Origin of the sequence: Paenibacillus harenae (assembly GCF_030812415.1) — a bacterium.
In the GTDB taxonomy this organism is placed as follows: domain Bacteria; phylum Bacillota; class Bacilli; order Paenibacillales; family Paenibacillaceae; genus Pristimantibacillus; species Pristimantibacillus harenae_A.
Map to the genome: position 1 here is coordinate 176218 of NZ_JAUSST010000002.1, position 26036 is coordinate 202253.

21 protein-coding genes and 1 pseudogene are annotated in these 26036 nt (G+C 52.2%); 17 read left to right on the forward strand and 5 right to left on the reverse strand.

The window, feature by feature from the left end:
* Window positions 1-147 precede the first annotated feature (147 nt).
* The 4 genes and pseudogenes from J2T14_RS05830 to J2T14_RS05845 all read left to right on the forward strand — a co-directional run bounded on the left by J2T14_RS05830 (window position 148) and on the right by J2T14_RS05845 (window position 3291).
* Entirely contained in the window at window positions 148-492 is a 345-nt protein-coding gene (locus tag J2T14_RS05830) for a hypothetical protein (protein WP_307468840.1), read from the forward strand.
* On the forward strand, window positions 474-1343 hold the full coding sequence (locus J2T14_RS05835) for a carbohydrate binding domain-containing protein (protein ID WP_307468843.1): 870 nt from the start codon (window positions 474-476) through the stop codon (window positions 1341-1343). The genes J2T14_RS05830 and J2T14_RS05835 overlap by 19 nt, the downstream gene beginning before the upstream one ends.
* Window positions 1344-1479: 136 nt before the next feature.
* Window positions 1480-2283 (forward strand): annotated as a pseudogene (locus J2T14_RS05840) (glycoside hydrolase family 43 protein); the annotation flags it as partial.
* Window positions 2284-2352: 69 nt separating this feature from the next.
* Entirely contained in the window at window positions 2353-3291 is a 939-nt protein-coding gene (locus J2T14_RS05845) for a glycoside hydrolase family 43 protein (RefSeq protein WP_307470376.1), read from the forward strand.
* A gap of 191 nt (window positions 3292-3482) precedes the next feature.
* On the opposite strand, the gene J2T14_RS05850 is transcribed toward J2T14_RS05845, so the two are convergent.
* Window positions 3483-3641 carry a hypothetical protein gene (locus tag J2T14_RS05850; RefSeq protein WP_307470427.1) on the reverse strand — a complete coding sequence of 53 codons (159 nt, stop codon included), beginning with the start codon at window positions 3639-3641 and terminating at the stop codon, window positions 3483-3485.
* A gap of 170 nt (window positions 3642-3811) precedes the next feature.
* Window positions 3812-4681, reverse strand: a complete 870-nt coding sequence (locus J2T14_RS05855) for a helix-turn-helix domain-containing protein (RefSeq protein WP_307207275.1) — start codon at window positions 4679-4681, stop codon at window positions 3812-3814.
* Between the two features lie 202 nt (window positions 4682-4883).
* Between J2T14_RS05855 and J2T14_RS05860 the strand changes: the two genes are divergently transcribed.
* Window positions 4884-5921, forward strand: a complete 1038-nt coding sequence (locus tag J2T14_RS05860) for a glycoside hydrolase family 88/105 protein (protein WP_307468846.1) — start codon at window positions 4884-4886, stop codon at window positions 5919-5921.
* A gap of 1 nt (window position 5922) precedes the next feature.
* On the opposite strand, the gene J2T14_RS05865 is transcribed toward J2T14_RS05860, so the two are convergent.
* The gene (locus tag J2T14_RS05865) at window positions 5923-6774 is read right to left on the reverse strand and encodes a helix-turn-helix transcriptional regulator (RefSeq protein WP_307207271.1); all 852 of its coding nucleotides are present in this window, start codon (window positions 6772-6774) and stop codon (window positions 5923-5925) included.
* Between the two features lie 195 nt (window positions 6775-6969).
* On the opposite strand from J2T14_RS05865, the gene J2T14_RS05870 reads away from it, so the two are divergent.
* The 6 genes from J2T14_RS05870 to J2T14_RS05895 all read left to right on the forward strand — a co-directional run bounded on the left by J2T14_RS05870 (window position 6970) and on the right by J2T14_RS05895 (window position 15046).
* The gene (locus tag J2T14_RS05870; RefSeq protein ID WP_307468848.1) at window positions 6970-8982 is read left to right on the forward strand and encodes a beta-galactosidase; all 2013 of its coding nucleotides are present in this window, start codon (window positions 6970-6972) and stop codon (window positions 8980-8982) included.
* A 58-nt stretch (window positions 8983-9040) separates the two neighbouring features.
* Entirely contained in the window at window positions 9041-9181 is a 141-nt protein-coding gene (locus J2T14_RS05875; protein WP_307468851.1) for a hypothetical protein, read from the forward strand.
* 92 nt (window positions 9182-9273) lie between these two features.
* On the forward strand, window positions 9274-10209 hold the full coding sequence (locus J2T14_RS05880; RefSeq protein ID WP_307470378.1) for an ABC transporter permease: 936 nt from the start codon (window positions 9274-9276) through the stop codon (window positions 10207-10209).
* Between the two features lie 20 nt (window positions 10210-10229).
* On the forward strand, window positions 10230-11111 hold the full coding sequence (locus tag J2T14_RS05885) for a carbohydrate ABC transporter permease (RefSeq protein ID WP_307207265.1): 882 nt from the start codon (window positions 10230-10232) through the stop codon (window positions 11109-11111).
* Between the two features lie 37 nt (window positions 11112-11148).
* On the forward strand, window positions 11149-12666 hold the full coding sequence (locus J2T14_RS05890) for an extracellular solute-binding protein (RefSeq protein WP_307468854.1): 1518 nt from the start codon (window positions 11149-11151) through the stop codon (window positions 12664-12666).
* Between the two features lie 112 nt (window positions 12667-12778).
* Window positions 12779-15046: a helix-turn-helix domain-containing protein gene (locus J2T14_RS05895; RefSeq protein ID WP_307468856.1), complete on the forward strand. Its 2268-nt coding sequence runs from the start codon at window positions 12779-12781 to the stop codon at window positions 15044-15046.
* 191 nt (window positions 15047-15237) lie between these two features.
* Here the strand turns inward: J2T14_RS05895 and J2T14_RS05900 are convergent, their stop codons facing one another.
* The gene (locus J2T14_RS05900) at window positions 15238-15774 is read right to left on the reverse strand and encodes an RNase H family protein (protein ID WP_307468858.1); all 537 of its coding nucleotides are present in this window, start codon (window positions 15772-15774) and stop codon (window positions 15238-15240) included.
* A gap of 180 nt (window positions 15775-15954) precedes the next feature.
* On the opposite strand from J2T14_RS05900, the gene J2T14_RS05905 reads away from it, so the two are divergent.
* Together J2T14_RS05905 and J2T14_RS05910 are read left to right on the forward strand one after the other, a co-directional pair.
* Entirely contained in the window at window positions 15955-18618 is a 2664-nt protein-coding gene (locus J2T14_RS05905) for a LuxR C-terminal-related transcriptional regulator (protein WP_307468861.1), read from the forward strand.
* Between the two features lie 84 nt (window positions 18619-18702).
* Entirely contained in the window at window positions 18703-19929 is a 1227-nt protein-coding gene (locus J2T14_RS05910) for an NAD(P)/FAD-dependent oxidoreductase (protein ID WP_307468863.1), read from the forward strand.
* A gap of 114 nt (window positions 19930-20043) precedes the next feature.
* Here J2T14_RS05910 and J2T14_RS05915 read toward each other — a convergent pair whose 3' ends face one another.
* Window positions 20044-20934, reverse strand: a complete 891-nt coding sequence (locus J2T14_RS05915; protein WP_307468866.1) for a helix-turn-helix transcriptional regulator — start codon at window positions 20932-20934, stop codon at window positions 20044-20046.
* A 137-nt stretch (window positions 20935-21071) separates the two neighbouring features.
* Between J2T14_RS05915 and J2T14_RS05920 the strand changes: the two genes are divergently transcribed.
* The 4 genes from J2T14_RS05920 (at window position 21072) to J2T14_RS05935 (ending at window position 25950) form a co-directional block, all read left to right on the forward strand.
* Window positions 21072-23054 (forward strand): beta-galactosidase trimerization domain-containing protein, encoded by a 1983-nt coding sequence (locus tag J2T14_RS05920; RefSeq protein WP_307468870.1) that lies wholly within the window; start codon window positions 21072-21074, stop codon window positions 23052-23054.
* 34 nt (window positions 23055-23088) lie between these two features.
* The gene (locus tag J2T14_RS05925; RefSeq protein WP_307468873.1) at window positions 23089-24222 is read left to right on the forward strand and encodes a serine hydrolase domain-containing protein; all 1134 of its coding nucleotides are present in this window, start codon (window positions 23089-23091) and stop codon (window positions 24220-24222) included.
* A 400-nt stretch (window positions 24223-24622) separates the two neighbouring features.
* On the forward strand, window positions 24623-24814 hold the full coding sequence (locus tag J2T14_RS05930; RefSeq protein WP_307468876.1) for a hypothetical protein: 192 nt from the start codon (window positions 24623-24625) through the stop codon (window positions 24812-24814).
* Window positions 24815-24948: 134 nt separating this feature from the next.
* Window positions 24949-25950: a zinc-binding dehydrogenase gene (locus J2T14_RS05935; protein WP_307468878.1), complete on the forward strand. Its 1002-nt coding sequence runs from the start codon at window positions 24949-24951 to the stop codon at window positions 25948-25950.
* The last annotated feature ends 86 nt before the right edge of the window (window positions 25951-26036 follow it).

Sequence of the window (26036 nt, forward strand, 5' to 3'; positions counted from 1 at the left end):
TTGTTTTCATTAACATGAGGAATTCCCTTTAATTCAAACATAGTTGACTTGTATGTTAGTTGATTAGTCCGTCGTAGTTTTTTTGCGTCGACCAGACAAGTTTGTAATCTTGCCATATTAATTGTAATTTTGTCGAATACGATATCATTGTCCGCCGCAAACATCGCAGCAAGTATGGTTTTGTCCGCATGCGGGGCGTCTAACGACAAAGGCAACGAAGAGCAGAACGGCAATGCCGCAATTGATGCGGACAAGGGCGCCAATGCCGATGGACCGGTCACGATTCGGCTTGCGTTGAATAAAGGCGAGGTATCGGATGACGAGGTAAAGGAATTTGAAACGAATAACCCTAATATCAAAATCGAAAGAGAGGAAATGGATCCGCAGTCGGTCCGAATCCGGGCGACGGTATCGGCACATTGGAAGGGTTCAAGCTCCAGCCGTCGTCACCGCTTATCAATGCGGGAACGCCGATGGCGACACCGGGAGTAACCGATTTCTACGGAAACCCGATTTATAATCAGGCACCGGACATTGGCGCTTACGAGGTGCCGATTGTAACCAACGGAGGCTTTGAAGCAGGAGCGTTAAGCCCCTGGTATAAATGGAACGACGCAGCGATTTCCACTACGAATACAAGAACCGGAAACAAAAGCTTAAGGATTGGAAACGGTCCGGCTTCGGTGGAACAGGTTATCGCGGTGAAACCTAACACCACCTACGCGCTGACCGGCTATGCGATGGTGCCGGCAGGACAAGAGGCGGTTATCGGCGTCAAGAATTACGGCGGTACCGAGGTCTTTACGACGATTGCAAGCACCAGCTATACGAAGGGGAAAGTAATGTTCACCACGGGATCGACTAATACGGCGGCAACCATTTATCTCTACCATCCTTCCGGCACTGGGAACGTTTACGGAGACGACTTCTCGGTAGCGGAGGAGACGGCAACCGTCTTGAATGGCAATTTTGAAAGCGGCGCGCTTAGTCCATGGACAGCTTGGAACAGCGCAGGTATTTCGACGACAAATGCAAGAACCGGAACGTATTCAGCCCGAATCGGCAGCGGCCCGGCTTCGATCGAGCAAGCCATTGCCGTTAAGCCTAACACGACTTATGTGCTAAGCGGCTACGCAATGGCACCGTCTGGGCAGCAAGTGATTATTGGCGTTAAGAATTACGGCGGATCCGAGGTTACGACAGCCATTGCAAGCACGGCTTATTCGCAAGGCACGGCAACCTTTACGACTGGAGTTGCCACCACTCAGGCGACCATTTATATTTATCACCCGTCAGGCACAGGAAATGGTTATGCCGACGATGTCACGGTTACCGAACAATAAACGAAGAGGGCAATCGGCTAACCCGGGTTTCATGACCGTCGGGCTAGCCTTTTGCGTTCAACGCATTGACGTTTCTTGAAAAGTCTGTATTAATTATCATGAAATGTTACTGTCTATTGAAGATAAGGAGTGCGCCATGCTGACCAAAGAACAAATTCAAATCCGCGATCCGTTCGTACTGGCTGTCAAAGCCGACAAGAAATATTACCTCTACGGAACGACGGATAAAAATGTATGGGAAGGAAAAGCGACCGGCTTCGATGTGTATGCGAGCACCGATCTTGATCGCTGGGAAGGGCCGTTCTCCGCTTTTCGGCCGGAAGAAGGCTTCTGGGCGGACCGGCATTACTGGGCGCCGGAAGTTTATCTTTATGACGGCAAGTATTATATGTTCGCCAGCTTTAAGGCTGAGAGCAAACGCAGGGGCACGCAAATTCTCGTATCGGACGATCCGGTCGGGCCCTTCCGGCCGCATTCGGACGGACCCGTTACGCCCGGCGATTGGGAATGCTTGGACGGCACGCTGCATGTCGACGAGGCTGGTCAGCCTTGGATGGTATTTTGCCATGAATGGCTGCAGGTGCAGGACGGCGAAATGTGCGCCATCCCTCTCGCGAAGGACTTGAAATCGGCTGCCGGAGAGCCCGTGCTGTTATTCCATGCTTCCGATGCGCCGTGGGCTGTAGGAAGCGAAGATGCTTCTAACGGGAAGAAGAACTTCGTAACGGACGGGCCATTCTTGCACAGCGCGGCAAACGGGGATCTCCTGATGCTGTGGTCAAGCCACGGCGCGAACGGTTATGCGATCGGCATCGCCCGTTCGGACTCAGGCGATATCAGAGGGCCTTGGGTGCAAGACCGCGAGCCGTTATTCGGACAGGACGGCGGCCATGGCATGCTGTTTACTACGTTTGAAGGGGAATTGAGGCTTGCTATTCATAGGCCCAATAACACTCCGAATGAAAGACCGCTATTTTTGCCGATTGCCGAGGAGAAGGGCAGATTAAGCATCAAACGGGAATTCAGCAATCCGATCGCCCTGCAAAGGGCGGACCCATGGATTTACAAGCATACGGACGGCTACTATTACTTTACCGCTTCCGTTCCCGCATACGATTGCATCGAGCTTAGAAGGGCAAGAACGATTCAGGAGCTCGGTTCCGCCGAACCGGTTGTCATTTGGCGCAAACACGATAAGGGCAGAATGAGCGGACATATTTGGGCGCCTGAAATCCATTATATCGACGGCAAATGGTACATCTATTTTGCCGCCGGCGGATCGGACGAGTACGAGACGGAATGGGAGATTCGCATGTACGTCCTTGAAAACGATGCCGCCAATCCTCTGGAACCGACATGGGCGGAGAAGGGCCAGCTCCGAACGCATTGGGAATCATTCGCTTTGGATGCTACTACCTTCGAGCATGGAGGCGCAAGGTATTTGGTTTGGGCGCAGCAGGGACCTGCCATGCAGGGAACCAATCTGTATATCGCCGAAATGTCCAATCCATGGACGATTAAAGAGAAGCAGGTCCTGCTCTCGAAAGCGGAATATGCATGGGAAACCGTTGGCCACAATGTAAACGAAGGACCTGCCGTGCTCAAGAGGAACGGGAAAGTGTTCATCAGCTATTCGGCAAGCGCTACGGACAGCAATTATTGCATGGGGCTTCTGACAGCTTTGGATACCAGTGACTTATTGGATCCTCAATCATGGACCAAATCGCCGGAGCCGGTGTTCCGGTCAAGCGAAGTAACCGGGCAATATGGTCCGGGTCACAACAGCTTCACCGTTTCGGAGGATGGGGCGGCCGATATTCTGGTCTATCATGCGCGAAGTTACAAGGAAATCGTGGGCGAACCGCTCTATGACCCCAATCGTCATACACGCACGCAAGAACTCTATTGGAATGAGGACGGAACTCCGAACTTCGGCATTCCTAAGTGAGTACCGAGAAGGAATATGTTGACTAGCGTTGAAGATGCGCTCGGCAATGAGTGATCCTAAGCTCGATCCGCTGCATAAAGCGCGGCGATAGCCTTTGGCTCCGACAAATGATTTGGAGGCGGCTTCCCTAGCCGCGCTCCATATTCATTCGCTGGGCGTTCCAACGCAACGCCAGTCTGTCGTTAGGAGACCTATTTCTTGATCAGATTCAAGAGAAGCGCCTGCTCCTCCGTTAATATAAATTCCTCCTGGGGCCAAAATTCCTCATCTTCGTCTCTGCCGAAGAGACGAAGCAGCTCCTTCCATACCCCTTTTTCCATTGCTTCCGAAGCGGAAATCATGATCTTCAATGTTGTCACCTCCTGCAAGCACTATACGTTTCATTACACTTATCATTGGGGAAATAAGCATTGTCTTATTCTTAAAATAATCTTTCACGGCAAAGTCCTCGCTCCGGGAGAGGCGATTCAAGCTGTAGGCAAGCTATCGCGACGTATGTGGTTGTGCATCGCAACGGAGCTTAGCTCCTGGACTGCTGCAGCTTCCGATAGGCACGGGGGGACAGGCCTGACAGCTTCTTGAACACTTTGCCGAAGTGGGAAAAGTTCTCGAAACCGCATTGCTCCGACACCTGCGTGACGCTCCAGTCCGTTTCCCGCAGAAGGTATTCGGCCTCTTTGACGCGGGTGACGTTGATGTATTGGGTAAAGCCGAAGCCCGTCACTTCCTTGAAGACGCGGCACAGGTGGCCTTTGCTTATAAAAAATTGCTTGGCAAGATCGTCCAGTTGAAGAGGTTCCCTGAAGTGCAAATTAATGTGACGGGTGATATCCGTTACCTTCCGCTGGACCGGAGTAAGCTCAATATCCGGCATAGCCTTGCGTTTCAAGAAGTGGCGGGCAATGAACAGAAGCAATTCTATCGTCATGTTGCGGATATGCAGTCGATAGCCCGGGGGACATTCGCTTAGTTCTCTAAGCAGAGACCCAAGAAGCTGCTCCACGTGCATCCGTTCCTTGAGGTTCAGCTTAACGACCGGATGGTCAGCGGCGAAGGGGGCAAACAGAAGATCCTTATCCTCCGACGATAATTCGGATAAATAGGCTTGCTCGATATGAAGGACCACGCGTTCATGATTCGGTGTGCTCCGTTCGGTCGTCTTATGAACGGCGTTGGAACCGATGAGCACCAGATCGCCGGGATGTACGTGGTAGACTGAATCTCTTATAAAGAAGTTCCTTTCCCCGCTAAACAAATAATAAACCTCGTATGCCATATGGTAGTGGCTGTTATTCATGGAATGATAGCCGATTCTCCGGTCGAATTCGATCCACAAAGGATCGTTTATCGTGCCGAAGGTTAGACTTCCTGGAAGTAATGGATCAGTCATGGAAGGCTCCTTTCGCAGATAAAAAGACTTCTTCGTCATCCAGTATATCAATATAAACGGTATTCCAGGTATATTTGTGCATAAATGCGGGGAAATCAATCCTTTATTCATGCTAATCTTAATACAAGAGAAGTAATAAACAAGGATCACGCCATGACGAAGATTAAAAATCTCATAGCTTTGAGTATACGGAGGAATAAACATGCGAAAATTCGAATGCGACGAAATCGAAGTAAGAGAGCTTATTGACCGGGTAGCACGCAGAACGATGAATATGGATTTCACTTGGAACTGGTCTTGCGGGGTAGCTTATTACGGGATTAGCAAGGCGTGGGAAGTCACGGGTAATCAAGATTACATCGACTTTCTGGTCAAATGGGTCGACGAATATTTGGAGCTCGGGCTGCCGCCTATGATGGTCAATGCTTGTGCCATGGGTCATACGATGCTGACGCTGCATGAGGCGACGGGCGACTCCAAGTACCTTGACCTGGCGCTGCTGAAAGCCGAATATTTGCGAAAGGATGCCATCCGATTCGGGGAGGGCGTGTTCCAGCATACGGTTTCCTCCAAAAATGACTTCCCTGAGCAGGCATGGGCGGATACGTTGTTCATGGCCGCCTATTTCTTGCTCCGGCTTGGATTCAAGCTGGACAAGAAGGAATACATTGACGATGCGCTCAATCAATTTTACTGGCATGAAGAGTACCTGCAGGACACGAAGACGAATTTGTTCTATCACGCATGGGACAATGTCAGAGGGGATCATCTCTCCGGTATTTACTGGGGTAGAGCCAATGCATGGGCCGCATATACGATGGCGCAAGCTTATAAGATGTTGAATCCCTTTATGCCGATGTGGATGCAAATCGGAGGAGCGCTCGGCGATCAGTTAAGCGCTCTCGTCAGGCTGCAATCGCCGAACGGGCTGTGGCGCACGGTATTGAACGATGAGTCCTCCTACGAGGAAACGTCGGCCTCCGCCGGCATAGCCGCTTCGCTCGTCATCAATGGCCATCCGCTGCATCAAGACTATATGGCCAAAGCCTACAAAGGCATATTGGCCAACATCGATGAAGACGGCTCGGTCCGGAACGTTTCCGCAGGTACGGCGGTCATGTATTCCGCCCACGATTACAAAGTCATCTCCAAGAAGAGAGTGCAAGGCTGGGGCCAAGGATTAACGTTGGCCTATCTGGTAGCGCTGCTTCAGAACAAGGAAGTCGTCAGTAATATATAGTTTAAACGCCCTGCGTATGCATGCTCCGGAATTGCTGCGGAGTCATGCCGACGAGGCGTCTGAAGCAGGAGCTGAAGTAGCTGGCCTGCGAGAAGCCAGTCTCGAACGCGATTTGCTTGACGGTTAACGAAGTGGAAGCCAGAAGACGTTTCGCTTGGATCAATCGCGATTCCAACAGGAAATCGGGAAAGGACATGCCGAATGTCTGACCGAACTTCCGGCTAAAGTAATGCGTGCTGTATCCCGCGAGAGCGGCGGCTTGTTCGATGGAGAACGGCTCGCTGCTGCGGGAGCGCACGTAGTTGGCGACGGCACGGATTTTATCGGCGGCTAGGTTGATCGGCTCGTTCAATCGGTCAGCTCCGAATTGCAGCTGGGTCAGCATTTCGTACAGCGTCGATGCGACGCGAAATTCATCCTCGATCCGGTAGGACCTCCCGAGTACAAGCAACTTGTCCATCAGCGCCTCGACTGGAGGCATATCCGCAATGGAGAACAGCCAGGGCTCGTCAATCCCTTTCCCGTCGAACAATTCCTCAAGTCGTTCCCCGAAGAAATGAACCCATCTGATATTCCAAGGCTCATAAGGGTCCGATCTATAGCTTTGCCGGAGACCGGGTCCATACAGAAATCCTTGTCCACCTGCCAGCTCATACCGTTTGCCTTCGGTGAACACGCAGCCTTTGCCATCCAGCACGATATGCAAATTGTAGAAACGGTCCAAATTGAATTCCGTCGTTCGATAACTTCGATTCACGCTATGTTCGGGAAAATCGCGGTAACCGCCGATAAAATCGGGAAAGCACACATGTCTCGGAAACAGAGGCTTTGGGAGAAAGATATGTTCGCGCATGTCGGTGCTCCTTTTCTTTGGTCGCATGATATTATAACAAGTTGCTCTTTTTATGAACATTATACAAGAAAAGTGATGTTTCATGATGACAATATTTTAATAGACATCGCATGTATTTGTTATTTTAATGCACCTATTGATCTTCTAAAATGGAGTTGTTACGGAAAGAAACAGCGTACAAGGGAGAGATGATGGATGCAGCAATTGCTATATGGCGTTGCCTATTATGACGAATATATGCCCTATGAACGGCTTGACGAAGATATCCGAATGATGAAAGCGGCGGGCATTAATCTCGTCCGCATCGCGGAGTCGACATGGAGCACGCACGAGCCGCAGAACGGCGTCTTCGACTTCACGAGCGTCGATCGCGTCCTTGACGCCATGCACAAGGCAGGCATTAGCGTCATTGTCGGAACGCCGACCTATGCGGTGCCGACATGGATGGTGAAGGAGCATCCCGACGTGCTGGCGGAGACGCCGAACGGTCCCGGCCGATACGGCGCCCGGCAGATCATGGATATTGCGAACCCGACTTATCTATTCTACTCTGAACGCATCATTCGCAAGCTGATCGGGCGCGTATGCGGACATCCCGCGGTTATCGGCTATCAGGTCGACAACGAGACGAAGCATTACCATACGAGCGGTCCGAATGTGCAGCTCCAGTTCGTCAAAGCGATGAAAAATAAATTCGGGACGGTTGAGCGGTTGAACGAGGAGTTCGGCCTCGATTATTGGAGCAACCGGATCAACGGCTGGGAGGATTTTCCCTCCGTCGTCGGCACGATCAACGGCAGCTTGGGCGCGGAGTTTGCGCGCTTCCAGAGGGGGCTCGTCACCGAATTTTTGGCTTGGCAAGCCTCAATCGTGAACGAATACAAACATGCGGATCAGTTCGTCACCCATAATTTCGACTTCGGCTGGCGGGACGGCTCGTTCGGCGTTCAGCCCGACGTCGATCACTTCGCGGCGGCGGAAGCGCTCGACATTGCGGGCGTCGATATTTACCACCCTTCGCAGGATTTATTGACAGGCAAGGAAATTTCGTACTGCGGCGACTCGACCCGTTCGCTCAAAGGGAGCAATTACTTCGTGCTGGAGACGCAGGCGCAGGCGTTTCCGCATTGGACGCCTTATCCAAGGCAGCTGCGGCTGCAAGCGTTCAGCCATCTTGCTTCCGGCGCCAACATGGTCGAGTATTGGCATTGGCATTCGATTCATAACTCCGCAGAGACGTATTGGAAAGGTTTGCTCAGCCATGATCTCGGTCCGAATCCGACCTACGAGGAAGCGATGACGATCGGGCGCGATTTCGCGAGGCTGTCTTCGAAACTGATTCATTTGAAGAAGAGCAACCGGGCGGCCATCCTCGTGAGCAACGAAGCGTTGACAGCGCTGGAATGGTTCCGATTGCCGGGGGGCAAGGCTGCTTACAACGACATCGTCAGGCTGATGTACGATCGTCTGTACGAGATGAACATTGGCTGCGATATTTTGCACCCGGGATCGCAAAACTTCGAAGATTACGATCTGATCGTAGTACCCGCTCTATATGCCGCTTCGGACGAGCTGCTCTCCCGCTTGAACCGATACGCGGAGAACGGCGGCCGCATCGTGTATACGTTCAAGAGCGGATTCGCGAATGAACATATCAAGGTTCGTACGGATGCTCAGCCCGGTCTGATCGGCGAAGCATGCGGCGTGCGATACAGCCAATTCATCGAACCGAAATCGGTATCGCTTAAAGGCGATCCGTTCGGGGTGGGAGCGGACAACAACGACGTTACGGTATGGATGGAGCTGCTTACGCCGACGACGGCGGAGGTGCTCGCTTGGTACGATCATCCGCAATGGGGCCAATATGCGGCTATTACCGAGAACCGCTACGGCAAAGGGATCGCGACGTATATCGGCTGCCTGCCGAGCGAAGCGGTTATGGGCAAGGTGCTGGAACGGGCTTGCAAGGACGCGGGATTGTGGGGCTTGGATCAGGAGCTTGCGTTTCCATTGATCGTGAAGAGCGGAACGAATGAAGAGGGACGGACGATCCGGTACTATTTCAATTATTCGGCGGGCACGAAATCATTCGCCTATCCTTACGCGAAAGGCACGGAATTGCTAGCTGATCGTCCGGTTTCCCAAGGAGAGCTGATCGAGCTGGAACGGTGGGGAGTCGCGATTATCGAAGAAGAAACGAAGATCTAAGGTTAAGAATTACGAATCTCTATTTTGAAGGGTCTGCCATTCGGCAGGCCCTTTCTTCATGGTTACAATCACGCTAAAGCAACCAATGACAACGATCGCAACTAATGACAATGCCCTGCAAATCCCCGCCGGAATGGCATGCGGCCGCCAATCTGATCAAGCAGGGACTATCGACGGCAATCAAGGGGCGCTCGTATGATGAAGCTGCAGATCCAATCACCCAAGCGCTTGCGGCTTGCAACGAGGAAACGAAAGGAAGGAAGCAGCATGTTAAAAAGGAATACAACGGCAATGCGCGTCTCTGCGCCGCCGGCCTCAATGTCGTCGACATTGGTCGGCAGGCTCATGCGGAACCGGTGGCTCTATATGATGGTTCTCCCGGGCTTATTGTACTTTCTCGTCTTTAAGTATTGGCCGATGTACGGCATCTTCATCGCCTTTCAAGACTTTCAGCCGTTTCTGGGCTTCTGGGACAGTCCGTTCGTAGGCTTTAAGCATTTCGAGCGTCTTTTCGGCGATTCCAACTTTAGGCTCCTGTTTCGGAATACGCTCATCCTGGCCACGTACAACATCCTGTTTTTCTTTCCGCTGCCGATTATCATCGCGCTTATGCTGGGCGAGCTAAGGCAGGAATTCACGAAGCGCATCGTACAAACGTTGGTGTACATCCCTCACTTTATGTCTTGGGTTGTCGTCGTGGGCATTGCCTACATGTTCCTGACGACGGAAGGCGGCATTATGAACGAGCTGCTGGTCCGTTTCGGCGGCGAAAAGATTAATTTTCTCGTGAGCAACGAGTGGTTCCGGACGATCATTACGGCCGAGGTGATGTGGAAGGAAACGGGCTGGGGAACGATCATTTTCCTTGCGGCGTTGTCCGGCATAGACCCGCAGCTGTATGAAGCGGCGCGGATGGACGGCGCGAACCGGCTGCGCCAACTGTGGCATATAACGCTGCCGGCCATTCGCAGCACCATCATTATTCTGCTCATCCTGCGTCTTGGCCACTTTCTCGATACGGGTTTCGAACAAATTTTCCTGATGCTTAACGCGATGAACCGCGAGGTCGGAGAGGTGTTCGACACCTACGTCTACTCCGTCGGGATCAGCCAGGGACAGTACAGCTTCAGTACGGCTGTCGGCGTCTTCAAGTCGATCGTCGGCTTGATCCTTGTCGTCGCAGCGAACCGTCTGGCCAAAAGATTCGGAGAAGAAGGCATCTATTAGAAAAGGAGCGTTGAACCGTTATGCCGATCAAGCAAAGCTGGGGGAGCCGGATATTCGATAGCTTGAACATCACATTGTTGCTTGCGTTCGCTTTGATTACCGTCATCCCGTTCATTTATGTCATTGCCGGCTCGTTCGCCACGCAGAAAGAATTGCTGATGCGCGGGTTTATCCTATTCCCGACCGAATTTTCCCTTGATGCGTACAAGTATATTTTCTCTACCCAAACGCTTGTCAGGAGCTTATCCGTAACCGTTTACATTACTGTCGTCGGCACGCTGATCAACATTTTCTTTACCTGCTTAATGGCGTATCCGTTAGCCCGCAAGGACATGGACTTCCGCAAGCCGATCTTAATGCTGATCGTGTTCACGATGCTGTTCAGCGGCGGGATGATTCCGACGTTTCTCGTCGTGAAGGAGCTGGGAATGATCGATACCTATTGGTCGCTGCTGATCCCGGGCGCGATCAGCGCCTTTAACTTGATTATAATTCGTAACTTCTTTCAGCAGCTGCCCGACGGGCTGGAGGAATCCGCCAAGATCGACGGCTGCAACGACCTGGGCATCTTTCTAAGAATCGTGCTTCCGCTATCCATGCCCGCGATTGCGACCTTCTCGTTATTTTACGCGGTAGGCCACTGGAATACGTTTTTTAACGCGGTGCTGTATATCAACGACAATACGAAATGGCCGATTCAAGTGCTCTTGAGACAGATTGTTATCTTGGCTTCAGGCGGCATTGGCGATTCGAATGCCATGGAGTCGGATTACGTCACTCCGCCGGATCAAGCGGTTAAGATGGCGGTAATCGTGGTATCTACTCTTCCGATCTTGCTTGTATACCCCTTTCTTCAGAAGCATTTCGCCAAAGGGGTATTGCTGGGCTCGGTTAAGGGATGAAGATATAATAGAGAGATGGCAAAGGGAGGATTTAAGCATGAACAGAAGACATCGGAATAGAAGATTGGCGAAAGCCGGAGTACTGCTAGCCGCAATCGCACTGAGCGTTACCGCCTGCGGGGGGAACAATGAAGAAAGTCCGAAGAGCAGCAACGGATCGGGGGGCGCGCAAGGACCGCTTCAGCTGACGATGATGCTGCCTACCTACAATCCCGAACAAATGCCCGCAGACAGCTCTGTTCTGAAGATGCTGGAGGAAAAGACGGGCACTAAGCTTAGCGTGTCCTGGGTGCCTTCCTCGACGTATACGGATAAGCTAAGCGCTACCGTCGCATCCGGCGAGCTGCCGAAAACGTTCGTCGCGCTGGAAGCGAAAGCCTCCTTCATTGTCAACGCTGCCCGTTCCGGCATGTTCTGGGAGGTCGGTCCGTATCTCAAAAACTATCCGAACTTGAGTAAAATGTCGGAGATCGTTTTAAATAACATCTCGATCGACGGCAAAGTTTACGGTCTGTACCGCGAGCGGGATCTTGCGCGTTTCGGGTTAATGATCCGACAAGACTGGCTGAGCAATCTGGGCATCCAGACGCCGAAGAACGTAGATGAGCTTTATAATGTTCTGAAAGCCTTTGCATCGGGAGATCCGGACAAGAACGGCAAGCACGATACGATTGGACTCGCCGTAGGCATGCAGGGGAATAATATAGCCGGCTTCAAGGACATTCTCGTCTATATGGGAGGTCCTAACGAATGGGAGCTTCAGGAGGGCAAGCTGGTTCCTGCTCATATGACGCAAGCTTATATGGATACGATGAAGTTCTACAAGAAACTGTACGACGAGAAAATCATTAACCAGGACTTCGCGATCGTCCAGGACGGCCGATCCGTTATGAATAAAGGCCAGGCAGGACTCTGGATCGATAATATGCTGGACGGCAAAGCCATCGAGGATAACCTTAAGAAGGTCGATCCGAACGCCAAAATGAACCTAGTCAATCGTATCTCTGGTCCGAAGGGCGATAGAACGCGTGCCGGATCCGGTTATTTGGGCATGTACATGATCCCGAAAACGAGCGTGAAGACGGAAGCCGAGCTTGAACAGATTCTGGCTTATTTCGATAAAGTGTCCAAGAAGGACAATCAGAACCTGATGAAATACGGCATTGAAGGGAAGCAGTATACGCTGGAGAACGGCGCATATACGCCGAATTCCGATCCGAAGGTTAGAGCCGAAATTACGGACGGCAACCAGTTTATGATTTTGCAGGACGGGGTCGTCAATTACGGAACCGAGCTTGAGCAGCTCAGCACGAAGCTGTTCCAGGACAATGCGACGATTGCCGTGACTAACCCTGCCGCGCCGTTCATCTCCAATACGGAGATCGAGAAGGGCAAGGAGCTCTCCAAGATCATAGCCGACGCTACCGTGAAATTCATCATGGGGTCGGTTAATGAGGACGATTGGACCGGCGCGGTCGATCAATGGCTGCAAAGCGGCGGCAGCAAGGTAATCGAGGAAATGAATGCCGAATACGCCAAGCTGGCAGGGAAATAAATAACGATGCCGGAGATGAGACGTCCGGATCCGCGTCATGGCTTAACACGGAGTTTTCTTGTACACTTGAAGTACTTGTAAGTTGTAAGGAAGACTACCAATTGGAGGCATTATGAGATTCCGGTCCTCGTCTTATTTATTGAAGCTGATGTTGTTGTCTATCTTGATCGGCACCTTGCCGGTCATCGTTCTGGGCACGTTCGCCTATTATAATGCCTCCCGAACGGTGCAGGAGAAAGTAGACGAGAGCAATAAGCTGCTGCTGCAGCAAATGCAGATGCGTGCCGAACAAACGCTCAGAACGATCGATAATTCGGCCACGCAGCTGCTGCAGTCGCCGATTGTTATAAGCGCTTTCAAACGTGATTTATCGAATAATGATTTCCAAATGGTGCATGAGCTCTATAAAGGCATTTCGCAAATTCAGACTTACGAGCTTGGGATCAAGGATGTGTTTCTGTTCAGCCTGAACAATAACTGGATGGTTTCGAGCAGCGGCGTCAACGAATACAGCGCCCCGGCGTTCAGGCCGGTGCTCGAAGCCTTCTCCCGGAGCGCGGCAGGTTCTTTCTGGAGCAGCGGATCGGAACAATTTCCGAATTCGTTCGAGTCGGTATACTTCGTGAAGAAATATCCCTTTAATTCTCTTAACCCGACAGGGATCATCTGCGTCGTATTGTCGTCCGATGTGATGAAAGAGCTGGATGCGTTTCTAAACGGCAAGTTCGGCAGCGCGTTCATCGTGGATCAAGACGCCAATATTATCGTTCACCGCGACCGTACCCAGCTTGGAAGCAGTACCCGGGAGCAGCCCTACTTGGAGTCCTTGGCCGAAACGAAGGGGACGATCGGGCAATATGCCGCGAAGCGCGACGGGGAGGACGTCACGGTCACCTACCGGAAGTCCGCCTACAACGGCTGGAGCTACGTATCTGTCATCTCCAACGATCAGGTGAACGAACAGAACAAAATTATCGGCTGGATCACTTTGCTGGTATGTCTGGTCATCCTGCTGGTAACGCTGGCCGTTGCCTGGTTCGGATCGAAGAAGATGTACAGTCCGATTCAATCCTTGTATTCCGCGCTCACCGGCGTTCCTTCTTCGAATGATAAGGAGAAGCCGAGCGGCGAGCTGCAGGTGATCGGAGACCGCGTCGATTATTTGATTCGAAACCAGTCACTCATCATGAACGAGCTTAAGGGACAGCAGATCCAGCTTAAAGAATTTTTTATGCAAAAATTGTTCAGCGGTACGATCCAGCCTGCGGATTTTGCGGAGAAACTGAGTCTGTACGGTCTGGAAAAGCCGTGGCCTTCCATGTGCGTCGTTGCCATTCAGATCGATACGCTCAAGGATACGAGGTATGAAGAAGGAAATCGGGATTTGCTCATGTTCGCCATCAGCAATATCGTCGGCGAGCTTGTCCTGTCCGAGCAAAGGCTGGTTCCGATCGTCAAATCGGATTGCCAGGTGACGCTGATCGGCTCCTCGAAGGCGGGGGAGGGCTTCAAAGAGCAGATTTTCAACTTGTCCGACGAAATCCAGAAAGCAATTTACCAATACCTGGAGATTAAAGTGAGCATCGGAATCAGCCGTCCGATGAGCTCGTTCGCGGATACCCAGCAGGCGCTTCATGAAGCGATGACCGCGCTTAAGGTCAGGGTAGGACTGGGACAAGAGTCGATTTTGTTCATTGAGGACGTTCAGCCGCAGAAGAGCAATCTGAACAGATTTCCGAATGCGGGAGAGCAAGCTCTGCTCGATGCGATCCGGGCCGGCAATGCGGAGCAATCGGAGAGCGCTTTGAAGCAATTGATCGGAGAGCTGTTCCAGCCCCGTGCGCAGAATCGGGATTATCAATTATCCTTGCTGCGGCTATTGATCGATCTTCTTAAATTCGGGCAGGAACTGTCTATTCCTATGGACCAAATTACAGAGGATGAAGCCTCCTTAATCCAGTCGCTGTTCAAGCTCCGGAACGTACAAGAGATGGAGCATTGGTTCTGGTCGATATTCGTGCTTCCTTACATTCAGGAATTGGGTACTCGCCGTGATTCCCAATTCAAGCATATATCCGAAGCGGTAATCGACATGATTACGCGGGAGTTTGATTCGGGGCTTACCTTGGAGGAGTGCGCTTCCCGCATCAACTATCACCCGCACTATGTGAGCCGCGTGTTCCGTCAGGAGACCGGCATTAATTTCGGCGAATATTTATCGCAGTACCGGATCGACATGGCCAAGAAATGGCTGAAGGAGTCCGACTTGAAGATCGTAGAGATCGCCGAGCGGCTGCAGTACAACAACTCCGCCAACTTCATTCGCTCCTTCCGCAAGACGGTAGGCATGACGCCGGGGCAATTCCGTGAAGAGGCGTAATTGCAATCACAACCTTCAACGCCTCCACGCCTTGTAACACTAATATATCCGCTTATTAAATGAAAACGGGATGGAGCAGGCGTTTTTTTTCGCTCCATCCCGTTTATATTTGATGCTTGCTTTAGCAGAATGTGGGTAAGCGAAAGCCACCGGACCTCTAGGCTCACGGGGGCCTTTCGGTCATATCCATGTCATGCATTGTCTCCGACGACATGCGTAAAGGCGGCTTCCCTGGCCGCATTGTGAGCAATTCTATGCAAGTAGTTGTTTTTCTTATGTTTGCCAATATACTTGATTTGAACGTCAACCTCGGGGAACAAACGACGTAGATTGGCTAGAGCGGCTAATAGTTCGTTTCTTCCTTGTTCGTCATGCGGATGCGAAAAACGGTCTTGTGCCAATATACGCAAAATACGGCTGCAATCGGTATAAATGACGGCGATTTTCGGTTGAAGCTTCAATAATGCCTTCGTAAGCGTTTCTAGACTAAACACGATCGCCTGCATTTCGCCGTAGTTCGAGCCTTGATCCCGTTCCAGTTGCAGTTTCTTGGCGGTTACGCTTACCATTCGATTATACGCCGTGCAGCAAGCGGCTCCGTAAATGTTGCGGGATGCGAAACCGGCGTAATCGCAGTAAAGGAACATCGTTCCTTTATTTACGATGTGTTGTCTGAGACTTGGGTTTGCGAGAGCTTTTTTGATAAGCAGGTCCTTTATTGCATCCATGAGCGCATCTCCTATAAATAGACGGAACGGTTTGATGATTATGCGATCAGGATAAACCGAACGGTTAACGTTTAAACCGTACGAAAGGAATTTCGTGGGAATCATCGGTTTACAGGAAGGAATAGGATCGCTTATCGTGAAATACATCGTTAAATGGAAAACGAGAAAAGGTGAACGAATATGACGGATTATAATAAAGCGGAAGAGCCGCATCGGGCGGAAGGGCTGCTCCGAACGAAGCTCTATTTGCCCGATAGTACCCCATCACATATCACGCGAAGCAGGTTGTATGAACAGCTTGCACGTTCGATGGACACTCGTCTCACAACGGTTGTCGCGCCGCCGGGGTTCGGCAAGTCGACGCTTGTGAGCGGCTGGATTCGGCAAGCCGGGCTGAGGAGCGGCTGGGTGTCCCTCGATGCCAAGGATAATGATCCCCTGCGATTTTGGCGCTATTTGCGGGGCTCGGCCTTGCAAGCGCTTCATGTCAATCTGTGTGGAGAAACCGGCCTTGGTGGGTTCGAATCCGCCGAAAGGATATCGGCGCAGTTGCTGCATACCTTGATCGAATTATCGGATCAAGGCGAATCTTTAATGCTTGTCCTCGATGATTACCATGTGATTGCAACGGAAGCTATACACGAATCGCTCTATGACTGGCTGGGCAAATTGCCCTCGACGGTCCACCTTGCGTTAATCAGCCGGCATGAAATTCCGATTCCGTTAGGCGCCTTGCGGGCCAATGGAAGGCTGAATGAGCTCAGCTTGACCGATCTGCGTTTCACGGATGAGGAGATTGATTCTTTTTGGCACAAACAGACCGGAGCTCCTCCGGATGGCAAAACCCTTCGTCATCTCGTCCGCAATACGGAAGGATGGGCTGCCATGCTGCAGCTATCGGCTCTATCCCATTCTGCAGGACAATACAGCGGCGCGATCAAGCCGCTAACCGGACGCAATCGGCATGTGGCCGATTATTTGATGGAAGAAGTATTCCGTCATATGGACGAAGAAACGAAGCGCTTCATGTTTCGGTCCTCGATTCTTGATCGTTTATGCCCTTCATTGTGCAGCGAGGTTTTGAATGAGCCCGATGCGGGAGATAGAATCCAAGAACTCGTGCGCCGTGGATTGTTCCTGATTCCGCTTGATGATGAACGGGAGTGGTACCGGTATCATCATCTGTTTGCGGATTTCCTGCGCGTCAAGCTCCAGGATGCGGAACAAGCAGAGACCGCCTTGCTGCATAGCCGAGCGGCTGCATGGTACGAACGCCACGGCTTTCTGGAGGAAGCCATCGAGCATGCGCTATCCGCAGGGGAGGAGCGCAGGGCGGCAACTTGGGTGCAACGGCATGCCCATGTCTGGTTGAAGGACAGAGAGACGGCGATGCTTCGCCGCTGGCTCGAGCGATTGTCTGCGTATACCGCGAACGAACCAGGCAATCTGTTGCTTTTGCTCTGGATTGATCTGATGGAGGGACGGACAGAAATGGCCGAGATGTTGCTCCGCAAGCTGAATACGGCGCTTGAGCGTATGAAAGCCGAGCCGCAGGGATCGGAATTTCTCCGTATGAGGGAAGAGGTCCGGATTCTTGAGAACTTTCATTCCGTCATGAGCGGAAATTTTGATCGTGCGCTTGCGCTAATTCAAGAGTACGGAGAGAGAGAGGACCTGCCGGGTCCAGAGACGCCGCTGCTGCTTAGCCTGGGACTTGAGCTTAATGAGGGAACGGTTCCGTTTATTCGAGGGAAATTCGGCTTTAACGGCCGGATTGATTATGCCGAGAGCTATCATCGCGCATACGGGGAATTTATCGAGAAGAACGGTATGCATGAGAGTACCTTTACTTCCTACCAGCAGACCGCAATGGCAGAGATTTGTTATTTGAACAACAAGCTGCCTCTCGCAAGAAGCTATGCGGAAGAGGGACTCCGGTTGGGAAAGAAATTCGGTACGGTCGGTTCTTATGTTCCGTCCGTACTCGTCTTATCGAATATTCTAATCGCGGACCGGCGCAATCAAGCATCGATAGACTTCATAGAAGAGGCGATGAGGCATTTGCGAAACCGACATCAGCATACGTCCGGATGGTACCGGATACTTGCGGCAAGCATGGTATGGCATCAGCTTCAAATAGGGGATCTGATAACTGCGCGCGAATGGGCGGATGAGCGCAAACAACGGACGGCTGCGGAACGGACGGCCTCTAAGAGCGTCCTATTTCCTAACGATGAAGATTTCATTTATATCCGGATTTTAATGGGGATAGGGGAATGGGAAGAGGCCTGCGAGAGAGCGCTTCATGCACGGACGATCGCAGAGACGGGAGGGAATCGATTAAGCGAACTTCAGGCTCTCCTCCTGCTCAGCGAGATTTATGCGTACAGGAACGATTCCGTCGAGAGCGGACGACTGCTGCTTGCGGCGGTGCGGATTGGCTGCCGGCAGGGATGTATCCGGCCATTCCTGGATGCGGGACCTGCTGTTATGGAGCGACTGGGCAAATACGAGGCGACGGTTTCCCATTCCTCTATGTGGTCAGAAAAAGAGCGGGTCTTTATTCGAATGTTGGGCCATCGTTCGGAAAATGCCGCTATAGGGGATGTTCAGGCAGATGCACGGTCTTCCAGGGGCTCCTTAGATGCCCTGACCGCAAGGGAAAGGGAGGTGTTGATTCTTATGGCGCAAGGTTTATCGAATAAAGCCATTGCAGCCGAGCTTGTCCTTACGGAAGGAACCGTGAAACTCCATCTCCATCGGGTGTATAGCAAATTGCAGGCGCAGGGCCGGGTACAAGCTCTTCGAATTGCGGAGAATAGCGGGCTGCTGGGAAAGTTATAACCTTCTTCTATATCCTTCGATAGACGCTCCCCTCCTCATGCGGAGGTAAGATGAGAGTATAACGAAAGAGGAGGGGAAATAACGGTGAGAACAGACTACGATGTCATTATTGTCGGCGCTCGAATAGCAGGCGCAACGCTAGCCTATGAGCTGGGGCAAGCCGGTTATAAGGTGCTGCTCGTCGATAAAGGTCGTTTTCCCAGCGACGTGCTGTCCACGCATAACTTGTTCAACAATTCACTGGCGATGTTGAGAGAGATGGGCGTATTGGATAAGCTGCTCGCTACGGGAACGCCCACCTATAAGCAGGCCTATGTACAGTTAGAGGATGCCGTCATTAAAGGGATATTTCCCGAGGTGAACGGAGAATCCGAATGCCTGTGCATTCGCCGGACCTATCTGGACCGCATTTTATTCGAACATGCCTGTTCGCTGGAAGGCGTCCATGCTCTTCAGCAATTCCGGGTGACCGGACTGCTGCGCGAAGGAGAGGTCGTTACGGGAGTCGAGGGGATCGAGTACGGCGGAGAAGCCGTGCGATATACAGCCAAGCTTGTTGTTGGGGCGGATGGCAGACGGTCAACGATACGCTCATTGGCAGGAAGCAAATGCCTGGCGTCTATCCCGACCGACTTTGCCTCTTATGTCGGTTACTTCAAAGGATTTTGCCAAGAAAATGAGCCGTGCACGGAGTTTTATAAGCTAGGGGAGCATATCGCGATCGTGTTCCCGACCAGTGATCAGCTTCATGTTGTCGGACTCATGTTTCCGCTCGCGAACGCGGACTTGGCGAGCCGAATGAAGGCGAACGCCGAGACGGTCTTTCGGGAAGTCATACAGTCCGGTTTCGGAGAAACATCCTTTGCCTTGCGGTTTCAGGAGGCGGAAGCGGCTGGTCCGATTCGCGGACTGCTGGGCTATGACAACGATTGGCATGAAGTAATGGGCAAAGGGTGGGCTTTGATTGGCGATGCTCTGTCTTTCAAGGATCCTGCGGTCGGGCAGGGCATGCATGATGCCATGTACAGCGCCAGGCTGCTGAAGGAGGTACTTGCCTCGCATGGTTTAGAGAACTTCCAGTGGGAGAAGATGGCGGCGCAATATGAAAGCGAGCTGACGGACAAGTGCCAGCCTTTGTTTCAAGTAGCTTGCGAGATGACTCGCAATGTGCCGTATACACCGGAGCAAAACATGGTTAATCGCCTCATCGCCGCTCATCCGAGGGCAACGAGCGCTTTTCTCGGCATGTATAATCATGCGAACGGGCCTGGGGAGCTTGGGAGATTGATCGGCGAAATGCTATCCCAGTAGCGTTACAGACGGTGAAAGCCACAAGACGCTCCTGAAACTGGAGGATCTTGTGGCTTTGTCCGGTTTTCTTAAGTGCGCTTGCGGCTTGAAGCGCCCCTTATTTTTGCAAGCCGTTCAGGTCATTCCTATCCGGGCGGACCGGTATTGTCCCGGCGTAATTCCCGTTTGTTTTCGAAACAGGCGAATGAAATAGTTGGCATTCTCGATGCCGATCCGCTGACCGATTTCGCCTACGGAAAGTTCCGTGTTTTCAAGCAGCGATTTGGCCGTCCGGACCTGCAGATCGTGAAGGTACTGAAGCGGGCTCATGCCGGTATATTTTTTGAGGCACCGGGCGACATAGTCGAAATGGAAATGAAGCGTCTGCTCCATATGCTTCGCATCGAAGGGGCGGGTCAAGCGCTGCTGCAGATAGGCGATCGCTTGGTCGCACAGCAGTCTGGAGCGGGGGGCATATTGCGTGCGAACCGCCGTTTGAAGCTCTACGAACAAACCGGCAAGCTGCGTCTGAAGCGGCAAGGAGTTTGCGGGCGATAAGGCATGATGCAGCTCCAGCATCCGTTGAAGCAACGGGACGATGTCAAGCGTGTTAACGCTGGTGAATTTCGGAACATACATAACCTGCCGGTGCGGAGCGACATCGTGATCGGTCCCTTTGGCTGAGGGAATGGACCACGGAATTTGCCCGCTATCGACCGTTCGGACAGGTGCAGGATGGACAAAGTGGATCCAATAAATTTCGGTTGTTTCTTCGCATGGACGATGCCCGACATGCACGCGGTTGGGCTCGAGGACCAGCATGGAGCCCTCATTGATTTCATACGGCACGTCATCCTCCGTCATATATAAAGTCCCTTTCATGACGAACAGCATGTCGTAAACATTGAACGAACGGACAAAATGCTGTTGACCAGGCGGCCAGAACGAGTGCCCAATCGTCAACAACTGCGGAAGCGGCGGGATCGTTAGTTCCAGACAATGAATGGCCGGCATCTCCTTTCTCATCGAAGCGTTTCCTAATTGTATCATGCAAAAATCCTGGAAGGTAGAAAACGTGCTATAAAAAGTCGCTTTTGAACCTGTCCGGGCTAATGGCGAAACGTATATAGTTAAGTTATACGAACCGGAAAGGAAGAGATAATATGCGATTCCGCCAAGTCCATCTTGATTTTCACACCACCGAGGCGATTGCCCCGATCGGAGCCCGCTTTGACAAGAAGCAATTTCAGGAAATGCTGAAGCTGGGCCGTGTGGATTCGATTACGGTTTTCTCCAAATGCCATCACGGCTGGGCATACCATCCGTCGGAGGCCAACGAGATCCATCCGGGATTGAGTTTCGATTTGCTTGGGGCCGTTATCGAGGCTGCCCATGAAATGAATGTAAAGACACCGGTCTACCTATCGGCCGGACTGGATGAAAAGCTAGCCAGGCGCCATCCGGAGTGGCTCATTCGGGACGAGAACGATCAAACGAATTGGGTCAAGGGCTTCATGGAACCAGGCTATCATCAGTTTTGCATGAATTCGCCTTACCTGGACATCCTGCTAGATCAGATCCGCGAAGTGTTGTCATGCTATGAGGTCGACGGCTTGTTTCTCGATATCGTCGGGGTGCGCGAATGCTACTGCCATAATTGCGTCCAGAGCGCGCAGAAGGAAGGCATCGATCCGCGAGATGTGAAGGCGATGCGGCAATTATGGGAGAAAACGTATGCTAACTATACCGCAAGGGTGAAGGAAACGGTCGAATCGGTTAAGCCGGGTCTGCCGATCTTCCATAATGGCGGACATATCGCGCGAGGCCGACGCGATTTGGCTGCCATGAACACTCATTTGGAGCTGGAATCGCTGCCGACGGGCGGCTGGGGCTATGATCATTTCCCGCTTTCGGCCAGGTATGCACAAACGCTTGGCGTCGATTTTCTCGGCATGACCGGCAAATTCCATACGTCGTGGGGGGAATTCGGCGGCTATAAGCACCCGAACGCGCTCCGTTACGAAGCAGCGCTCAGCATTGCCAACGGCGCAAGGTGCTCGATCGGCGATCAACTGCATCCCGACGGTCATATGGATGAAGCGACCTATGCGCTTATCGGAGCGGCTTACCGCGAGGTCGAGAGCAAGGAAGCCTGGTGCGTGAACGCGACAAGCATCGCAGATGTGGCGCTTTTGTCGCTGGAGGCAACCGGCGTGCATCCGGAGGCAGAGGCGGCGCAGCGCCAGACGCATTCCGATGCAGGGGCTGTACGCATGCTGCTTGAGGGGAAAATCCTGTTTGATGTCATCGATAAGGAGCATGATTTTACGGCCTACAAGGTGTTGATACTGCCGGATTATGTGGCGGTAGAAGACGAGCTGCGGGGCAAGCTGGAGCCGTACTTGCGGCAGGGCGGTAAGATTCTCGCTACAGGCTGGTCAGGGCTTGATCCGGAAGGCAGCCATTTCGCGATCGACCTTGGGGTACGGCATATGGGGGCCAACCCATACCGTCCCGATTATTTCCGCCCGTTCTTTAAGCCGGGGAGCTTGGGAGAGGCTTCCTACATTTTTTATTCTCAAGGACAGAAGATTGAGCTTGCCGACGGAAGCGAGCTTGGACGGCGCGAGGATCCCTATTTCAACCGCGATGTGTTTGAATTCTGCTCGCATCAGCATACCCCGAACAGCTATGCCGATGGAGGGCCAGGCATGGTGGAGAGCGACAGCGGAATCTATATCGCTTGGAACGTATTCGAAGATTACGCGACCAAAGGCAGTCTGATCTTGAAGGAAGCGGTTCTGCATGCGCTGAATCGTCTGCTTCCGGGCAAGACTATGCAAACGAGTTTGCCTGCTCAGGGTGTGGTTACGCTCCAGGAGCAGAAGGAAGAGAAGCGGCTGATCAATCATTTGCTGTACGCATCCCCGGTCCGCCGAGGGGATGGCATCGAGGTGATCGAGGATATCGTTCCGCTATACGATGTTAAGGTTTCTATCAGGACGATCAACCCCGTGAAGAAGGTGTATCTGGCCCCGCAGATGACGCCTCTGCCGTACAGCTACGAGGACCGGACTGTTTCCTACACGGTGCCCGTACTGGAGTGCCATCAGATGGTTGTAATCGATTATAATATAAATAAATAAGTACTACTTACTCTATCTAAAAGGATGAACAAATATGGACTTTAAACCGCTAGCCTCATTTATCGACCGGATCACCTCCTGGCGTATTCCTTGGGCGGAGGTTCAGGTCATTCACCGCAACGAAACGGTATTCCGCTACCGGAACGGCTACGTCAACCTGGAGGAGAAAACGCCGATCGACGAAGGACGGATAATCCATATTTATTCCATGACGAAGATCATGACCTGCGCGGCTGCGCTGCAGCTCGTTGAGAAAGGAGCAATGCTGCTGAACGATCCGATATCGGCCTACTTGCCGGAATACGCCGAGATGAACGTAAGGAAGACGCTTCCCGACGGCGAATTCGTGCTCGAGAGAGCTTCGAGGCCGATCTTGGTGCGCGATTTGTTCATGATGACGGCCGGCTTCTCCTATGATCTGGGGGCGCCTTCCATTCGGGACGTCGTAGAACGAACAAACGGCAAAGTGCCGACACGCTCCTTCGCGGAAGCGCTCGCCAAAGAGCCGCTGCATTTCGAGCCGGGTACCCGGTGGAATTACAGCCTATGCCATGATGTCCTCGCGGCACTCGTGGAAGCAGTGGACGGCAGGCGCTTCGGCGCTTATATCGAGGATGAAATTAGCGGGCCGCTGGGCATGCGCGATACGTGCTTCGATCTCTCGGACGAGCAGAAGAGCCGGTTGGCTCCGCAATACGAATATAACGAAGCGCTGGGCAAACCCGTGCGGAAGGACGGAAACGGCTACCGGATCGGAACGGAATTCGAGAGCGGCGGTGCCGGCTTGCTGTCAACCGTAAGCGACTATGCGCTGTTCCTGAATGCGCTCACGAATCACGGAACGAGCCTAAGCGGCGTACGCATTCTATCGCCGGCGTCGGTAGATCTAATGCGGACGGATCAATTGACCGATCGCATGCGCGACGATTACGGCTGGGAGCAGTTGAAAGGGTATGGTTACGGATTAGGCGTCCGTACCCATACCGCCAAGTCGGACAGCGGATCGCTGAGCCCGCTCGGCGAATTCGGATGGAGCGGCGCCGCCGGATGTTTGGCGATCATCGACCCGGATTCGCAACTGACCGTCATGTACGCGCAGCATCTGCTGAACAATCAGGAACCTTACGTGCATCCGCGTTTGAAAAATATTGTGTATGGCTGCATGTAACGTGCCGACAGGATAGGTAGGGGCCGATAACGTAAGAGGCGATCGAATTCAACTTCGGTCGCCTCTTGCGTTTATTTGACTGCATTGTTCGTTTAGAAATGGGGTGATCCTCATTCAACTGCAAAATGCGATATGAACGATGGAATGAACCATTGTTTCATCCTCTTAATGCATAATCGTAAGTCGCACTCTTCCAGCTTAACATGTTCTCTCACTCGTTCAAGGGAAAATATGTCGAAACATCGTCGAGTTATGTTAAGGGTGTAAACAAACATAATATCGAGAACAACGTCGTCTGTCGATCGTTTATACGTCACTTTACGTGTCATGATTATTTCCATTTAATGAAATTCCGAGGAAAGTGTCTTATGTTTTCTAACACGATCAGGAGGGCTGGAGAATGTATCGGTTATTTAGCGTTTCAGTCAAAGTGATGGACAGGCTTCGTTATACATACAAATTTATTTTAATCGGACTGCTTGTACTTATTCCAATGTCGGTTATGATTTATATTTTCCAGGATTCCATGAAAGGTTTGATTGATTTTTCGAAAAAAGAAAAACTGGGCGTTGAGTACATAGCGCCTGTATAATTTGATCGGTGAGAACGCGAAGCCGTTTCCCGCACAAGGGCTGAATCGGAAACAACCCCGAAAAAACGAGCTTATGATATAATTTTCAGAAATGCGTATGGTCCCCGTTTTGAAGAAAAGGAGGAACGAGAAACATGAGAGCGATCGTACTTGACGGTCCGGGTACACCGGACGCTATGAGGCTTGCAGAAATGCCTATGCCCGAACCAGGAACGGGTGAAATTCGCGTGCGCGTTCGGGCGGCATCGCTTAACCCGGCCGATTATAAAATTGCCGCAGGCGGCCATCCCAACTGGACCTACCCGTTCATACCCGGTCTTGATGTCGCCGGCATCGTAGAGGCAATCGGCGAAGGCGTTACCCAATGGAAAGCCGGCGATCGCATTGTCTACCACGGCGATCTAACGAAACCGGGAGGATTCGCGGAGTATGCCATTACAACGGCTCATACGGCAGCAGCCATTCCGCAAGGTCTATCCTTCGAATCGGCAGCGGCTTTCCCCTGCGCGGGACTAACGGCTTATCAGGCGGTTGTGCGTAAGATGCGAATCGGAAAAGGGCAGACCGTCTTCATACACGCAGGTGCAGGAGGCGTCGGCGGTTATGCGATTCAGCTTGCCCGACTGTTCGGTGCTTCACGGATCATCGCGAGCGCTTCGCAGGTTAATTTCGACTACGTGCACAGCTTGGGTGCGGATGTCGTCATCGACTACAATACGGAGGACGTGCATGGCCGCATTATGGAGCTGACGAACGGACGCGGCGTAGACGGTATCCTGAATACCGTGAATCGCAAGCTGGCGCAGACTGATCTAACCGCGCTTGCCTTCGGCGGACAGCTGGCATGCATTGCCGGCGCACCGGAAGTCGTCGCGGATTTTCAGCCGAGCTGGAAGACGTTCACCGTGCATAAGCTGATGCTAGGCGGAGCCCACATATCGGGGGACCATGCTGCGCAGGAAGGTTTGGCGCGTATGGCTGGTGAATTTATGGCGTTAATGCTCGAAGGCAAAATCGACCCGATGATCGGCGAGACGATCAGGTTAGAAGAGATTCCCGAAGCGTTGTCGCGGCTATCGCAACGACATGTCCGCGGTAAGATCGTCGCAGTGCTTGACGGGAATGGGAATCAATAACCGGCTGGGCGAAGGGTTCGTTCATGGCGTGGAATGTACGAAGTGGCTATATGGATCATTGCAGTAACTTTAGGTTGTTTCGCGCG

Coding starts and splice junctions, on each gene's coding strand:
- J2T14_RS05925 (WP_307468873.1), top strand. CDS start 23,089: ATGGACTTTAAACCGCTAGCCTCATTTATCGACCGGATCACCTCCTGG.
- J2T14_RS05895 (WP_307468856.1), top strand. CDS start 12,779: ATGAGATTCCGGTCCTCGTCTTATTTATTGAAGCTGATGTTGTTGTCT.
- J2T14_RS05835 (WP_307468843.1), top strand. CDS start 474: ATGGCGACACCGGGAGTAACCGATTTCTACGGAAACCCGATTTATAAT.
- J2T14_RS05920 (WP_307468870.1), top strand. CDS start 21,072: ATGCGATTCCGCCAAGTCCATCTTGATTTTCACACCACCGAGGCGATT.
- J2T14_RS05930 (WP_307468876.1), top strand. CDS start 24,623: ATGTATCGGTTATTTAGCGTTTCAGTCAAAGTGATGGACAGGCTTCGT.
- J2T14_RS05880 (WP_307470378.1), top strand. CDS start 9,274: ATGCGCGTCTCTGCGCCGCCGGCCTCAATGTCGTCGACATTGGTCGGC.
- J2T14_RS05935 (WP_307468878.1), top strand. CDS start 24,949: ATGAGAGCGATCGTACTTGACGGTCCGGGTACACCGGACGCTATGAGG.
- J2T14_RS05905 (WP_307468861.1), top strand. CDS start 15,955: ATGACGGATTATAATAAAGCGGAAGAGCCGCATCGGGCGGAAGGGCTG.
- J2T14_RS05875 (WP_307468851.1), top strand. CDS start 9,041: ATGGTTACAATCACGCTAAAGCAACCAATGACAACGATCGCAACTAAT.
- J2T14_RS05890 (WP_307468854.1), top strand. CDS start 11,149: ATGAACAGAAGACATCGGAATAGAAGATTGGCGAAAGCCGGAGTACTG.
- J2T14_RS05885 (WP_307207265.1), top strand. CDS start 10,230: ATGCCGATCAAGCAAAGCTGGGGGAGCCGGATATTCGATAGCTTGAAC.
- J2T14_RS05915 (WP_307468866.1), bottom strand. CDS start 20,934: ATGAGAAAGGAGATGCCGGCCATTCATTGTCTGGAACTAACGATCCCG.
- J2T14_RS05900 (WP_307468858.1), bottom strand. CDS start 15,774: ATGGATGCAATAAAGGACCTGCTTATCAAAAAAGCTCTCGCAAACCCA.
- J2T14_RS05860 (WP_307468846.1), top strand. CDS start 4,884: ATGCGAAAATTCGAATGCGACGAAATCGAAGTAAGAGAGCTTATTGAC.
- J2T14_RS05855 (WP_307207275.1), bottom strand. CDS start 4,681: ATGACTGATCCATTACTTCCAGGAAGTCTAACCTTCGGCACGATAAAC.
- J2T14_RS05870 (WP_307468848.1), top strand. CDS start 6,970: ATGCAGCAATTGCTATATGGCGTTGCCTATTATGACGAATATATGCCC.
- J2T14_RS05865 (WP_307207271.1), bottom strand. CDS start 6,774: ATGCGCGAACATATCTTTCTCCCAAAGCCTCTGTTTCCGAGACATGTG.